The sequence below is a fragment of the Hymenobacter ruricola genome (assembly GCF_015694525.1).
Taxonomy (GTDB): Bacteria; Bacteroidota; Bacteroidia; order Cytophagales; family Hymenobacteraceae; genus Hymenobacter; species Hymenobacter ruricola.
Window position 1 is genome coordinate 657,011 of sequence record NZ_JADQDM010000001.1, and the last position, 14,298, is coordinate 671,308.

General features: G+C 56.8%; 12 protein-coding genes. All 12 read left to right on the forward strand.

Going from position 1 to position 14,298, the window contains the following annotated elements; translation table 11 throughout:
- The first annotated feature begins 13 nt into the window (after nt 1-13).
- Nucleotides 14-3,052, forward strand: coding sequence for a TAT-variant-translocated molybdopterin oxidoreductase (locus tag I2H31_RS02925; protein WP_196291498.1), 3,039 nt, complete (start codon nt 14-16; stop codon nt 3,050-3,052).
- 12 nt (nt 3,053-3,064) lie between these two features.
- Nucleotides 3,065-4,522: an NrfD/PsrC family molybdoenzyme membrane anchor subunit gene (nrfD, locus tag I2H31_RS02930; protein ID WP_230687399.1), complete on the forward strand. Its 1,458-nt coding sequence runs from the start codon at nt 3,065-3,067 to the stop codon at nt 4,520-4,522.
- Nucleotides 4,515-5,042 carry a DUF3341 domain-containing protein gene (locus I2H31_RS02935; protein WP_196291499.1) on the forward strand — a complete coding sequence of 176 codons (528 nt, stop codon included), beginning with the start codon at nt 4,515-4,517 and terminating at the stop codon, nt 5,040-5,042. The genes nrfD and I2H31_RS02935 overlap by 8 nt, the downstream gene beginning before the upstream one ends.
- On the forward strand, nt 5,042-5,806 hold the full coding sequence (locus tag I2H31_RS02940; RefSeq protein ID WP_196291500.1) for a c-type cytochrome: 765 nt from the start codon (nt 5,042-5,044) through the stop codon (nt 5,804-5,806). Before I2H31_RS02935 ends, I2H31_RS02940 begins: the two co-directional genes overlap by 1 nt.
- 2 nt (nt 5,807-5,808) lie before the next feature.
- Complete coding sequence (locus I2H31_RS02945) at nt 5,809-7,143, forward strand: quinol:cytochrome C oxidoreductase (RefSeq protein ID WP_230687400.1); 1,335 nt, start codon at nt 5,809-5,811, stop codon at nt 7,141-7,143.
- A 98-nt stretch (nt 7,144-7,241) separates the two neighbouring features.
- Nucleotides 7,242-8,315 (forward strand): cytochrome c oxidase subunit II, encoded by a 1,074-nt coding sequence (locus tag I2H31_RS02950; RefSeq protein ID WP_196291501.1) that lies wholly within the window; start codon nt 7,242-7,244, stop codon nt 8,313-8,315.
- Between the two features lie 31 nt (nt 8,316-8,346).
- Complete coding sequence (locus I2H31_RS02955; RefSeq protein WP_196291502.1) at nt 8,347-10,233, forward strand: cytochrome c oxidase subunit I; 1,887 nt, start codon at nt 8,347-8,349, stop codon at nt 10,231-10,233.
- An 85-nt stretch (nt 10,234-10,318) separates the two neighbouring features.
- The gene (locus I2H31_RS02960; RefSeq protein WP_230687450.1) at nt 10,319-11,470 is read left to right on the forward strand and encodes a COX15/CtaA family protein; all 1,152 of its coding nucleotides are present in this window, start codon (nt 10,319-10,321) and stop codon (nt 11,468-11,470) included.
- 70 nt (nt 11,471-11,540) lie between these two features.
- Nucleotides 11,541-12,392, forward strand: a complete 852-nt coding sequence (gene cyoE / locus I2H31_RS02965) for a heme o synthase (RefSeq protein WP_196291503.1) — start codon at nt 11,541-11,543, stop codon at nt 12,390-12,392.
- Between the two features lie 79 nt (nt 12,393-12,471).
- On the forward strand, nt 12,472-13,062 hold the full coding sequence (locus I2H31_RS02970) for a cytochrome c oxidase subunit 3 (RefSeq protein ID WP_196291504.1): 591 nt from the start codon (nt 12,472-12,474) through the stop codon (nt 13,060-13,062).
- Between the two features lie 22 nt (nt 13,063-13,084).
- A complete protein-coding gene (locus tag I2H31_RS02975; RefSeq protein ID WP_196291505.1) occupies nt 13,085-13,858 on the forward strand; it encodes a cytochrome c oxidase subunit 3 in 774 nt (257 codons plus the stop codon).
- 94 nt (nt 13,859-13,952) lie between these two features.
- Nucleotides 13,953-14,297: a cytochrome C oxidase subunit IV family protein gene (locus I2H31_RS02980; RefSeq protein ID WP_196291506.1), complete on the forward strand. Its 345-nt coding sequence runs from the start codon at nt 13,953-13,955 to the stop codon at nt 14,295-14,297.
- Nucleotide 14,298 lies beyond the last annotated feature (1 nt).

Here is a 14,298-nt window from a genome sequence, read left to right on the forward strand (position 1 = left end):
ATTACCCTCCCAAATGAAGTACTGGAAAGGAATTGAGGAACTAGAAAGCACTCCGGAGTTCATGCAATCGGCTTTTGCTGAGTTCATGCCAGTGAAGGAGAGCCATGAGAGCAAAGACGCTACTTCGGCTCCCCGCCGCGACTTCCTCAAGCTGATGGGCTTTGGGGTGGCCGCCGCCACCCTGGCCTCGTGCGAAACCCCGGTTCGCAAGGCCATCCCGTACCTGAACAAGCCCGAGGAGATTGACCCAACCATCTCCAACTTCTACGCTTCGACCTATTTCACGGGTGCCGACTACAATGCGGTCCTAGTGAAGTCGCGCGAAGGCCGGCCGATTAAGCTGGAGGGCAACCCTGAGTCGCCTATCACGCAAGGCGGTTTGTCGGCCCGCGCCCAAGCTGCCGTGCTTAGCCTGTACGACGGCGGCCGTTTGCAGCATTTCGCCATCAAGAAGGGCAGTACCCACGAGAAGGCTGAATTTGCCGCATTCGACAGCGAAGTACGCGGCAAGCTGGCCGGTGCTGGCCGCATCGCTATCGTGTCGCCTACCATCATCAGCCCTTCCACCAAGCGGGCCATTGCCGAGTTTGCTTCGCGCTACCCCAACACCACGCACGTCATGTACGACACGCAATCGGTGACGGGCCTGCTGCAAGCCAACAACGGCGTGGTGCCCGGCTACGACTTCGGCCGCGCCAACGTCATCGTGAGCTTGGGCGCTGATTTCCTCGGTACCTGGATTTCGCCAGTGGAGTACGCTCGTCAGTACGTGCGCAACCGCAAGGTGCGCAACGACAAGCGCAGCATGTCGCGCCATTACCAGTTCGAAACCGCCATGACGCTGACCGGCTCCAATGCCGACATCCGCGTGCCAGTGAAGCCTTCGGAAATGGGTGCAGTTGCTTTGGCTCTGTACAACGCAGTAGTTGGCGGCGGTGAAAGTTCCTACTCGAATGCCAAGCTGACCCAAGCAGCCAACGACCTGAAGGCCAGCCGCGGCACTGGCCTCGTGGTTTCGGGCTCCAACGACCCGGCCGTGCAGACGCTGGTAGCAGCTATCAACCAGGCGCTGGGCAACGTCGGCACTACGGTAGACCTGAACGCTCCGAGCTATGTGCGCCAAGGCGACGACGCCCGCATGACCGCGCTGGTGAATGACATGAACAATGGCAGCGTTGGCGCAGTCATTTTCTACAACGCCAACCCAGTATTCAACCACCCGTTGGGTGCCAAAGTGAAGTCGGGCATCGCCAAAGTGCCGGTGACCATTTCGCTGAACGACCGTCTGGACGAAACCGGCATCCTCTGCCAGTACGCCGCTCCGGACAGCCACTGGCTGGAATCGTGGAACGACTTCGAGCCCAAGCGCGGCTTCCTGAGCTTGTCGCAACCGGTTATCACCCCGCTGTTCCAGACCCGTCAGGCTCAGGAAAGCCTGCTTCACTGGGCTGGCAACAACACGACTTACTACAAATACCTGCGCGCCACCTGGCGCGCCCTGACCCCGAACGACGCGGCTTGGGACAAAGTGGTGCACGACGGCGTGGCCACTGGCACCGCCCTGCCCGCTGCTCCGGCCATGATGACAGCCGCGCTGAGCCCGGCCGCCGCCATCAGCCAAATCAATAGCGCCCCCAAAGCTAACGGCAACGCGGTTGAGCTGGCGCTGTACGAGAAAGTAGGCATCGGCGCTGGTGGCTGCGAGGCCAACAACCCTTTCCTGCAGGAGTTGCCCGACCCGGTTTCGAAAGCCACTTGGGGCAACTACGTGGCCATCCCGCGTGCCATGGCCGTGGCCAACAAGTGGGAGCAGAACGACGTGGTGAAGGTGACCGGCAACGGTTACAGCATTGAACTACCCGTGCTGATTCAGCCCGGCCAGACCAACGGCACGGTGAGCATTGCCCTCGGCTACGGCCGCACGCTGGCCGGCAAAGCCGGTGACCAAGTTGGCGCCAATGCGGCTCCCTTCGCGATGGCTACGGCCAACGGCATCATGTACAACAACGTGGTGACGCTGACCAAAACCGATGCCACCTCGCCCATTGCCCAAACCCAGACGCACCACACCCTAATGGACCGCAAGCCGGTTGTTCAGGAGAACTCGCTGGCTGCTTACATCAAAAACCCCAAAGAGGTAACCGAATACGAGAAGATTGCCACGCCTGATGGCCTGGAGAAACCCAACAAGGTTTCGCTGTGGCAGGACTATCAGTACAACAACCACCACTGGGGCATGGCGGTCGACCTCAACTCGTGCATCGGCTGCGGCTCGTGCGTGATTGGCTGCCAGACCGAGAACAACATTGCCGTAGTGGGCAAGCAGCAGGTAATCAACCGCCGCGAAATGCACTGGATGCGCATCGACCGCTACTACAGCTCGAAGGCGCACAAAACCGATTTCGAAGAAAAAGGCAAGGTCTCTACCTACGCCGCCATGGAAGACCCGTCGGAAAACCCGCAGGTCATCTTCCAGCCGATGATGTGCCAGCAGTGCAACCACGCACCTTGCGAAACGGTATGCCCGGTATTGGCCACCACGCACAGCTCGGAGGGCATCAACCAGATGACGTACAACCGTTGCATCGGTACCCGCTACTGCGCCAACAACTGCCCGTACAAAGTGCGTCGCTTCAACTGGTTCTCGTACTACTCGAATGAGAAGTTTGAGACGGTGAACGGCCACATGTTCACCGACCTCGGCCGCATGGTGCTGAACCCAGACGTAACGGTGCGTGCCCGTGGGGTGATGGAAAAGTGCACGTTCTGCGTGCAGCGCATTCAGCTCGGCAAGCTCGAAGCCAAGAAGCAAAAGCGCCGCCCCGTAGACGGTGAGATTGTGACGGCCTGCGCGCAGTCGTGCCCCACCGAAGCCATCGTATTCGGCGACATGCGCGACCCCAACAGCCGCATCAGCCAGCTGCTCCGCCGCGAAGACGGCGAGCGGGCTTTCCACGCGCTCGATTCCATCAACGTGCAGCCGAACGTGACCTACCTGACGAAGATTCGCAACGCCGAATCGGAGTTCTTCGGCAAAGAAGAAAACGCTTAATATCATACCATTATGCAGCACGTATCAGCCTTACGCGAGCCGCTCGTAACCGGCGGTAAGACGTTACACGACGTCACGCAAGACATCTGCTATCAGGTAGAAGCCAAGCCCAACCTGCGTTGGATGGCGGCCCTGAGCGTGGCCTTGTTCTTCCTCGGGGTGTTCTTCTACTCCGTGTACCGCACCGTATGGTACGGCATCGGGGAGTGGGGCCTGAACAAAACCGTGAACTGGGCTTGGGACATCACCAACTTCGTGTGGTGGGTGGGCATCGGCCACGCCGGCACCCTGATTTCGGCCGTACTGCTGCTGTTCCGTCAGAAGTGGCGGAGCTCCATCAACCGGGCCGCAGAAGCTATGACGATTTTCGCCGTAATCTGCGCCGCCATGTTTCCGGTGTTGCACATGGGCCGTCCATGGCTGGCTTTCTACGTGTTTCCGCTGCAAAACACATTGGGTTCGTTGTGGGCTAACTTCAATTCGCCGCTGCTCTGGGACGTATTCGCTATCTCGACCTACTTCACGGTGTCGCTGGTGTTCTGGTACATCGGCCTGATTCCTGACTTCGCTTCGATTCGTGACCGTGCCAAGGGCCCCATTGCCCGCTTCAGCTACTCCATGCTGAGCTTCGGCTGGAAAGGCTCGGCCAAAGCCTGGTCGCGCTACGAAACCGTTTCGTTGATTCTGGCTGGTGTTTCGACCCCGCTGGTACTCTCGGTACACACCATTGTATCGATGGACTTTGCAACGTCGGTGGTTCCGGGCTGGCACACCACCATCTTCCCGCCCTACTTCGTGGCTGGTGCTATCTTCTCGGGCTTCGCCATGGTGTTGACGCTGATGCTGATTACCCGTGTGGTGTTCCGCCTCGAAGACTACATCACGCTGGAACACATTGCGCTAATGAACAAAATCATGATGGTAACTGGCTCCATCGTGGGCGTGGCGTACATCACGGAGTTCTTCATTGCCTGGTATTCGCAGGTAGAGTTTGAGCAATACGCCTTCATCAACCGCGCTACCGGTCCTTACTGGTGGGCTTACGCCTCAATGATGACCTGCAACGTGATTACGCCCCAGCTGGTGTGGCTGCGCCGCGTGCGCTACAGCATTCCGCTGACTTTCATTCTGTCCATTATCGTGAACATCGGGATGTGGTTCGAGCGCTTCGTAATCATCGTGACCTCGCTGCACCGCGACTACCTGCCGTCGAGCTGGGCCATGTTCTCGCCCTCGATTATCGACATCGGACTGTACGTTGGTACGCTCGGCCTGTTCTTTACGCTGTTTCTGCTCTTCGCCAAGTTCTTCCCCGTGATTAACATGGCTGAGGTGAAAACCATCCTGAAATACACCGTGGATAATGGCCCGACTTACAACCCGGCCAAAGCTGTGCACCACGCTCCCGCTCACCCTGCTGCTCCCGGCGTGCCGGCGTCGGCTCCCGTAACTTATACCAAGCATGACTAAGCAATTCGCCCTCGGTATCTTCGAAGACGAAGATGTGCTGCTGCACGCCGTTGAAAACGTGCGCGCGGCTGGAGTGAAAATCTACGACGTATTCTCGCCCTACCCGGTACACGGCATCGACGATGCCCTGGGCATCGAGCGGTCGCGTCTGCCCATTGCGGCCTTCTTCTTTGGCCTGACGGGTTTGTCGTTTGCGCTCTGGATGCAGATTTACATGCTGGGCTTCGACTGGCCGATGATTATCGGTGGCAAGCCGCATATCGCGCTGCCCGCTTTCATTCCGGTGGCGTTCGAATTGACGGTGTTCTTCACCTGTCACGGCATGGCGTTGACCTTCTTCACGATTACGGGCCTGTATCCACGCTTCAAAACCCATGTAATGGACGTGCGGGCTACCGATGATAAGTTCGTAATGGCCATCGAGCTGGATGAGACCGGCTCGCAGTTTTCTCGGCTGACCCAACTACTGCGCGACAACGGTGCCTCGGAGGTCAACCAAAAAGAAATGAGCAAAAACTAATGACGCATCCGCTGAACCTGAGCCTGCGCGTTTCGGCGCTGCTGCTGTCCCTGGGGCTGGCCTCGGCCTGTACTCATCGGCCCGACGACCCCGGTGTGGAGTACGCCCCGGAGATGTACGAGTCCATCCCGTACGAGCCCCTGAAGCAAACCAACTTCAATACGGTCAATTCTTTCGGCATCAATGAGCGGACGCCGGCCAACGGCACCATTCCGCGCGGCAAGCTGAACTACTACGACCATATTCCGAAAGACAGCGTGGGCATCGCCGAGCGTCGCCTCCGCAACCCGTTCCCTTATACCAAAGCCAATCTGGAAGAGGGCAAGGTGCTGTATACCCGCATTTGCTCGCACTGCCACGGTGAGGCCGGCGACGGTCAAGGCCCAGTAGGCCTGAAGTTTAAAGGCGTACCGAACTACTCAGCGGGCGCTTACAAGACGATGAACGATGGCCACATCTACCACGTCATCCAATGGGGCCGCAACCGCATGATGCCCCACGGTTCCATCGTGAACCCGGAGGAGCGTTGGAAAATCGCCATGTACGTACGGGTACTGCAGCGTGGCGAAGGTCCGGATGCCTTGAGCAAGCTCATCGCCAAAGGCCCGATTTCTACCGCAAACGACTCAACCGAAATGACTGACCGCGCCAACCAAGGCCCGGTAGGAGAGGCCCAGGCCGGCAAAGGCTCGGAGACTCCCGGTCAAGGCGGCACCGTTGCTCCCAACGGTTCCGGCGTCACCCACACCCCCGGCAACAAATAACTATGGCAACTCTGACGCATCAAGATAGCGCCACGGCTGAACAGCTCGTTATTACGGGTGGCGCTCGCAAGACTTTTATTACCATCATCGTCGCCGGTGTGGTGGTGCTGATTCTCGGCATTCTGGCCCAAGTAATGGGGTGGGGGGCTGAAGAACACGCCGCTGCTGGCGAAGCAACAGGCCACCTCGGTGCCTCGGCCGGTCACGGGGCTGGTGCTTCATTGCACGAAGAAGGCAGCTCCACTCTAGTGAAGCGCATTATCGTGAGCCTATGGCACAGCAACGTGTTCTTCCTCGGTGTTTCGACCATTGGTACGGTGTTCATGGCCATCAACTATGTGGCTTATGCTGGCTGGTCGGTAATGGTCAAGCGCATTTCGGAAGCCCTCAGTGCCTGGATTATCCCTGGTGCCGTGATTATGCTGGTGGTGTTCCTGCTGGGCCGCCACGACATTTTCCACTGGACCCACGAAGGCATCATGGACAAGGGCAACCCGAACTATGACGCCATCATTGCTGGCAAAAGCGGTTTCCTCAACCTGCCTTTTTACCTCATCCGCACCATTGTTTACCTCGCCATTTGGGCTTTCTTCAGCTACAAGTTGCGTCAGCTGTCGTTGGCCGAAGACCAACTAGGAGGTACGGTGTGGTTCCACAAGAGCATCAATGCGTCGGCCTTGTTCTTGGTGCTCTACGCTGTGACGTCGTCGATGTCTGCCTGGGACTGGGTGATGTCGGTTGACACGCACTGGTTCAGCACGATGTTCGGCTGGTATGTGTTCGCTTCGTGGTGGGTATCGGGCATTTCTGCCATTGCCCTCACGGCCATCTTTCTGAAGCAGGCTGGTTACCTAAAGGCTTTGACCTCTAACCACTTGCACGACCTGGGCAAGCTGATGTTCGGCTTCAGTATTTTCTGGACTTACGTATGGTTCGCACAATTCATGCTGATTTGGTACGCCAACCTGCCCGAAGAAGCGGTTTACTACAACCAGCGCCTTGGTGGCTTCGAAGGCCACTACACCGGCATCTTCTTCTTCAACCTGGTCATCAACTTCGTGTTCCCCTTCCTGGGCCTCATGACGCGCGATGCCAAGCGTCAGATGATTATGATGAAGATTGTCTGCATTGCCATCCTGATTGGCCACTGGTCGGACTTCTATTTGATGTTTATGCCAGCAACTTTAAAGGGTGAAAGCGGGTTTCTGATTGAGATTGGCATCGCGGCCATTTTCTTGGGTGCTTTCCTGATTCTGTTCACGCGCCGCTTGGCTTCTGCTTCGCTTGTGCCCGTCAACCACCCCTTCCTGGACGAAAGCATCCACCACACTACTTAATTTTCTTTAGAACTGAGATTTTAGAACTCAGAACTCAGAATGCTCTTGAGTTTTGCCCGGGTTCTAAGCTCTAAGCTCTCGACTCTAATATCTAAAAAATGACTGCTCTTACCATTTTGCTGGTGTTGGTGTTGCTGCTGGTCGTGTTCGGCCTGCTGTTTCGCTTGCAGATTCTGACTTCTATTTTTTCCGGCACCTTTACGCGCGATATCGGCATGAGCAATAGCGTCAATGCTATTCTGATGCTCGTGTTCCTTGTGTTTGGTGGGGCGTGGTTCGCCTACTCTTTCGTTGAGAATTTCAACAAGATGAACCCGCCTATTGCTTCTGTACATGGCCACCAGATGGAGCGCATGTTCTGGATTACGATGGCCGTGATTGGCGTCGCTTTCGCCATTACCCAGAGCCTTTTGTTCGTTTATTCTTACAAATACCAGCACAAGGAGGGCCGTCGGGCTTACTTTTTTGCTCATAACAACAAAATCGAAGTTATCTGGACGATAATCCCGGCCATCGTGATGGCAGCGCTGATTTTCGCCGGCTGGAAAGCCTGGACTCGCATCACTGGCCCGGCTCCGAAGAATTCAGTTGTTGTAGAGGTGATGGGCAAGCAGTTCAACTGGCTGGTGCGCTACCCCGGTCGCGACATGAAGCTCGGTGTGATTAATTACCGCATGATTGATGCCGTAAACGAGTGGGGCTTTGACTTGAGCGACAAATCGGCGCTTGACGACTTCACCACAAACGAAATCCATGTTCCTAAAGGCGTGCCGGTGCTGATTAAAATTCGTTCGCGCGATGTGTTGCACGCCGTGTATATGCCGCATTTCCGCGTGCAGATGTACGCTGTGCCGGGCATGCCGACTCGTTTCTGGTTCACGCCGACGATGTCGACCGACGAGATGCGGGCCAAATTGGGCAACCCGAAGTTTAACTACGAACTGGCTTGTAACCAAGTGTGCGGCGGTAGCCACTTCGCTATGAAAGCCACGGTGATTGTGGACGAGCCGGACGATTACCAGAACTGGTACGCTGCTCAACAGTCGTTCTCCGCCAAAAACCCGGAGGTAATGGCTGCTTTTAAACAGAAAGCCAAAACGTTGGTTGCTCCCGTAGCGGCTCAGCCCGAGGCACCAGAAGTGGCCCCGGCTCCCTTGGCTGCTTCTTACTAATACAATCTAACGGTATCTCGCTATGTCAGACATGACGCCTAAGCCTAATCTTTCGCCCAGCGTTGAAGCGCAAGGCGGTCGTGGTTCCGCTCCGGTTCCTGCTACCGAGCACGACGACCACCTGCTGCACGATGACCATCATCATGAGCACCACGACCAGCACTGGCTGTGGAAGTACGTGTTCAGCCAAGACCACAAGCAAATTGCCAAGCAGTTCCTGATTACGGGTATTTTCTGGGCAATTCTTGGGGGCACGCTTTCCAGCTTATTCCGTTTGCAACTCGGCTGGCCCGAAGGCACCATGGAGTGGCTGAAGCCAATACTGGGCGGCTGGGTTAGCGAAGCCGGCAAGCTCGACCCGGAGTTCTACTTGGCTTTGGTGACGATGCACGGGACCATTATGGTGTTCTTCGTGCTCACAGCCGGACTGAGCGGCACGTTTTCGAACTTCCTCATTCCGCTGCAGGTAGGGGCCCGCGACATGGCATCGGGCTTTATGAACATGCTCTCGTACTGGTTCTTCTTCCTGTCGAGCGTGGTGATGTTCTCGTCGCTGTTCATTGAAACCGGACCGGCGGCGGCTGGCTGGACTATATACCCGCCGTTGAGTGCGCTGCCCCAGGCCATTCCTGGTTCGGGTACTGGCATGACGATGTGGCTGGTATCGATGGCATTGTTCATCGTGTCGCAGCTGTTGGGTGGTGTAAACTACGTGACGACGGTTATCAACCTGCGTACCCGCGGCATGAGCATGAGCAAGCTGCCGCTCACCATCTGGGCGTTCTTCCTTACCGCAATTCTTGGCATTCTGTCGTTCCCGGTGCTTTTCTCGGCGGCGTTGCTGCTGATTTTTGACCGCTCGTTCGGCACTTCGTTCTTCTTGTCGGATATCTACATTGCCGGGCAGGCGCTCAGCAATCAGGGCGGTTCGCCGGTGTTGTTCCAGCACTTGTTCTGGTTCCTGGGTCACCCCGAAGTGTACATCGTTATCATGCCAGCCATGGGCATGGTGTCGGAAGTACTGGCTACGAACGCACGCAAGCCCATCTTCGGCTACCGCGCCATGATTGGCTCGCTGATTGGCATCTCGCTGCTGTCGTTTGTGGTGTGGGCTCACCACATGTTCGTGACGGGCATGAACCCCTTCCTCGGTTCAGTCTTCATGTTCCTGACGCTGATTATTGCGGTGCCCTCGGGCGTGAAAGTGTTCAACTGGCTGGCTACGCTGTGGCGCGGCAACATTCGCTTCACGGCTGCTATGCTGTTTGCCATCGGCTTCGTGTCGCTGTTTATCTCGGGTGGTTTGACGGGTATTATCCTCGGCAACGCAACGCTGGACATTCAGATGCACAACACCTACTTCGTGGTGGCTCACTTCCACTTGGTAATGGGCAGCTCGGCCTTCTTCGGTCTGTTTGCCGGGGTATATCACTGGTTCCCGAAGATGTTCGGCCGCATGATGGACGAGAAGCTGGGCTACATCCACTTCTGGCTGACGTTTGCTGGTGTGTATCTGGTATTTATGCCGATGCACTACGTAGGCATTGCCGGCTTCCCCCGCCGTTACTACGCTTGGACCGGCTTCGATGCCTTCTCGCAATTTGCTGATATGAACAAGTTCATCTCGATTGCGGCCATTATTGCCTTCTTGGGCCAGTTTATCTTCATCTTCAACTTCTTCTATAGCATTTTCCGCGGCCGTCGCGCCACCCAGAACCCCTGGAACTCGACCACGCTGGAATGGACGGCTCCCATTGAGCCCGGCCACGGCAACTGGCCCGGCGAGATTCCCGCCGTATACCGTTGGCCCTACGACTACAGCAAGCCGGGTTCGGAAGTGGATTTCATCCCGCAGAACGTGCCCTACTCGCAAACGCACTCGTCGAACCTGCCCTACGAGCGGGACATGGCTGAGTAAGTTGACCCAAAGTGAAAGTCCCAAAAAGGGCCGCCTGACCGGCGGCCCTTTTTATTGTCAATGATTTTAAAGAAGATTAGTGAGCATGAATAATTGGCCGATGAGCCTCGCTGTTCGGCGTTTCCGCTTCGTGGGAATGCTGACGGTGGTGGCCGTTTACTTGTTGATTCTGGTGGGAGGCATCGTCCGCAGCACGGGCAGCGGCATGGGCTGCCCGGACTGGCCGAAGTGCTTTGGCAGTTGGGTGCCACCCACCAAAATCAGTCAGCTACCTCCCAACTACAAGGAAGTATACACGGCCCAGCGCGTGGCCAAAAATCAGAAGCTGGCCCGTACCCTGCAGCGATTGGGCTTTGCGCAGGTGGCGGGCAGCATTTTCGCGCATCCTACCCAATACATCGAAACGGATTTCAACCCAGTAAAAACCTGGATTGAATACGTGAACCGGTTGTTGGGTGCCCTGATTGGAATTTTTGTGTTTCTAACGGTGCTTTTCGCACTGCCGTATTGGCGGCGCGACCGGGCCATTTTCTGGCTGGCGCTGGCATCGTTTCTTCTCACCGGCGTGCAGGGTTATTTAGGTTCGCTGGTGGTGTCCACTAATCTGCTGCCCGTGATGGTGACCATACACATGGCCCTGGCTCTGGTAATTGTGGCTTTGTTGCTATACGCGGTGGACCGGGCCCGTCGAGAACAGACAGCGGTGGAGGATGCGGCATTTAGCGGCGCTGCTACAGCTGGAGAAGAAGCTTCGGCACCGGTGCCCAGTGGTGGGCTACAGGTGTGGCTGTGGGCGGCGCTTCTGCTTACCTTTTGGCAGATAATGCTGGGCACGCAGGTACGGGAGCAGGTTGATGTGGTATCAGCTGCAACAGGCTACATGGGCCGTGAAAATTGGGTGGAGAAGCTGGGCAGCGTATTTAGTGTTCACCGCACAGTTTCGGCGTTGGTGCTGCTGCTGAATGTATACCTGGGGTACGAGCTGTGGCAGTTTGCTCAGGTCCGGCTCCGGCGGCTGGTGCTGGCTACATTGGGCATTATCGGGCTCGAAATTCTGGCTGGGGTGGTGCTGGCTTCGTTTGCGCTGCCCGCGGCAGTGCAGCCGGTGCATCTCACTCTGGCCACCGTGTTGTTTGGCGTGCAGTTCCTGACCCTGCTGGCCATAGCCCAGGCCCGGAAAGCGCCAGCGCCAGAAACTATTGCGCCATCGGATGCCGCCCGGCCGGTTGTTGCGTAACTTTGCGGCCCGTTTGGCAGCCACCCGTTAATGGCCTGAGCGCTAAGCGACGAAACTAGAAGACGTATTGATGGTTAAGGCCCGCGCCTATTTTCAGCTGCTTAAATTCCGGCTTTCGCTCACGGTGGCGTTTTCCAGTGCAATTGGGTACCTGTTGGGGGCGCACGAGTTTAGCTGGAGTCGCGCGCTGCTGGTGATGCTGGGCGGCCTGCTCGTCACCGGCTCGGCCAACATCATCAACCAGGTTCACGAGCGGGAACTCGACAAGCTGATGACCCGCACGGCCCAGCGGCCGCTGCCGTTGGGCGTCATTTCGCCGGGCGAGGCCTGGGTATTTTGCGTGCTGCTGGGCGTGGCGGGGCTGGGCTTGCTGGCCTACGCTTTCAACCCGCTCACCGCCGCGCTCTCGCTGCTGTCACTTATTCTGTACGGCTTTATTTATACGCCGCTCAAAACGATTTCGCCTATTTGCGTGGCTGTGGGCGCTGTTCCGGGCGGCTTGCCGCCGCTCATTGGCTGGGTGGCCGCCACGGGGTACGTTGGGGTGGAGGCCTGGGTGTTGTTCGGCATCCAGTTCATGTGGCAGTTCCCGCACTTCTGGGCCATTGCCTGGGTGGCCGACGACGACTACAAGCGCGCCGGCTTCAAAATGCTGCCTTCGCCCGGCAACCGCGACCTGCGCACGGCCTTCCAAATCATGACTTACACGCTGCTGCTGATTCCGCTGAGCCTGCTGCCGCTCGTGTTCAACATCTCGGGCCAAATCTCCGCTTTTGTGGCGGTGGTGTGCGGGGTGCTGTTCCTGCTGCTCACCGTGCAGCTCATGCGCACGCAGTCGCGCAAAGCCGCGCTGCGCATCATGTTTGCCTCGTTTTTATACTTGCCCATCGTACAAATTGCGCTGGTGCTGGACAAAATCTAGCGGGCAGTTGTTAGAAGAAGACGGCAGTGCCGCGTAACCATTACGGGGCAACGGCCGAGCACCAATAACTAATTATCCTATGAATCCCCAACCGGAAATTTTATCTGAGAAAGAAGTCGGGCTAGGCTGGCATCCCAAGCGCGTGCTGCTCATCCTGCTCATTTTCAGTATTGTGATGATGTTCGCGGCTTTCACCAGCGGCTACATCGTGCGGCGCGACGAAGGCAACTGGCGCGAGTTCGACCTGCCGGCCTCGCTGCTCATCAATTCCATCCTCATTGCCTTGAGCAGTGCCAGCATGCAGTGGGCCTACTTCTCAGCGCGTAAGGACGAGCTTGGCCGCCTGAAAACGGGCTTGGTCGTGACGCTGGTGCTGGGCCTGGCTTTTCTGGCGGGCCAGTATGTGAGCTTTGGCGACCTGGTGGCCGGCAACACCTACTTTGGCGGCGCCGACGCCAATCCTTCGGGTTCGTTCGTATACGTGCTCATGGGCGTGCACGCTTTTCACCTGGTTACGGGGCTTGTTTTTCTGGCCGTGGTGCTCCGCCGAGCACTTAACTATCAGGTGCATTCGCGCGCCATGCTCTCCATTGGCAACGCTACCCTGTACTGGCACTTCCTGGGCGGACTTTGGCTGTACCTGTATTTGTTCTTACTTTTGAACCACTAAAACGACGTTTACGCTGTCCGCTATGGCCCAATCGACCACTTTGCAGTCGCCTACTGCACCCGCTACCCACGACGCCCCGCGCACCGGCACCTGGGATGGCGGCAACGAACCTTTCAAAGCGAGCTACGGCAAGCTGATGATGTGGTTCTTCCTGCTTTCTGACGCTTTCACCTTTGCGGCTTTCCTCACCACTTATGGCATGATTCGCCATAAGCACGAAGTATTTACGGGCGAAGCCAAGGATTTTGTGTTCAGCACGCGGTGGTGGCCCATTCCGGACCATGTATTCAACGCCTTCCCCGGCATGGGCGAAGCCAACGTGCCCCTCGGTTTCGTGGCTTTGATGACCATGATTCTGATTTTGAGCTCCGTAACGATGGTTCTGGCCGTTGAAGCCGGTCAGCGCATGGACAAGGCCGACGTGCAGAAGTGGCTGCTTTGGACCATCCTGTTCGGCAGCACCTTCCTGCTGAGCCAGGCCTGGGAGTGGAGCCACTTCATCCACGGCCACACCGAAGGCACGGTGATGGCCGATGGGACGGTGTTTCACGGCGCCAACCTAGCCATGAACCAGTACGGGCCGGTGCTTTTTGCCGACTTGTTCTTCTTCATCACGGGTTTCCACGGCACCCACGTGTTCTCGGGCGTCTGCCTGTTGGTGTGGTGCTTCATCGCCACCACCAACGGCACGTTTGAAAAGCGCGGCCACTACGAAATGATTGAGAAAATCGGCCTCTACTGGCACTTCGTGGACTTGGTGTGGGTGTTTGTGTTCACTTTCTTCTACCTCGTTTAGTTTTAATTATAAATTTCGAATTATGAATTATGAATGTGAGGAAGGCAATTTGCCCAAATCATAATTCATAATTTATAATTTATAATTCTCCCTAATGGCTTCCCACGCAACTACTGAGCACACGCTCGCTCCCGGCGAAATCGCCAAACCGAATACCGGCTGGATTTGGAAAACCTTCTTCGTGCTGGTGGGCATCACCGCCGTCGAGTTCGTTTTCGTGTTCCTGATGCACCCGAGCACCCTGCGCAACAGCATTTTTATTGTGCTCACCATCCTGAAGGCATTCTTCATCGTGGGTGAGTTCATGCACTTGAAGCACGAAACCAAAGGCCTGATTTGGACAATTCTGATTCCGATGTCTTTGCTGGTGTGGCTGCTGGTGGCCCTCGTAACCGAAGGCTCATTCATCGGCGAAGTGCTGCAAAACATGTTCAAATAGC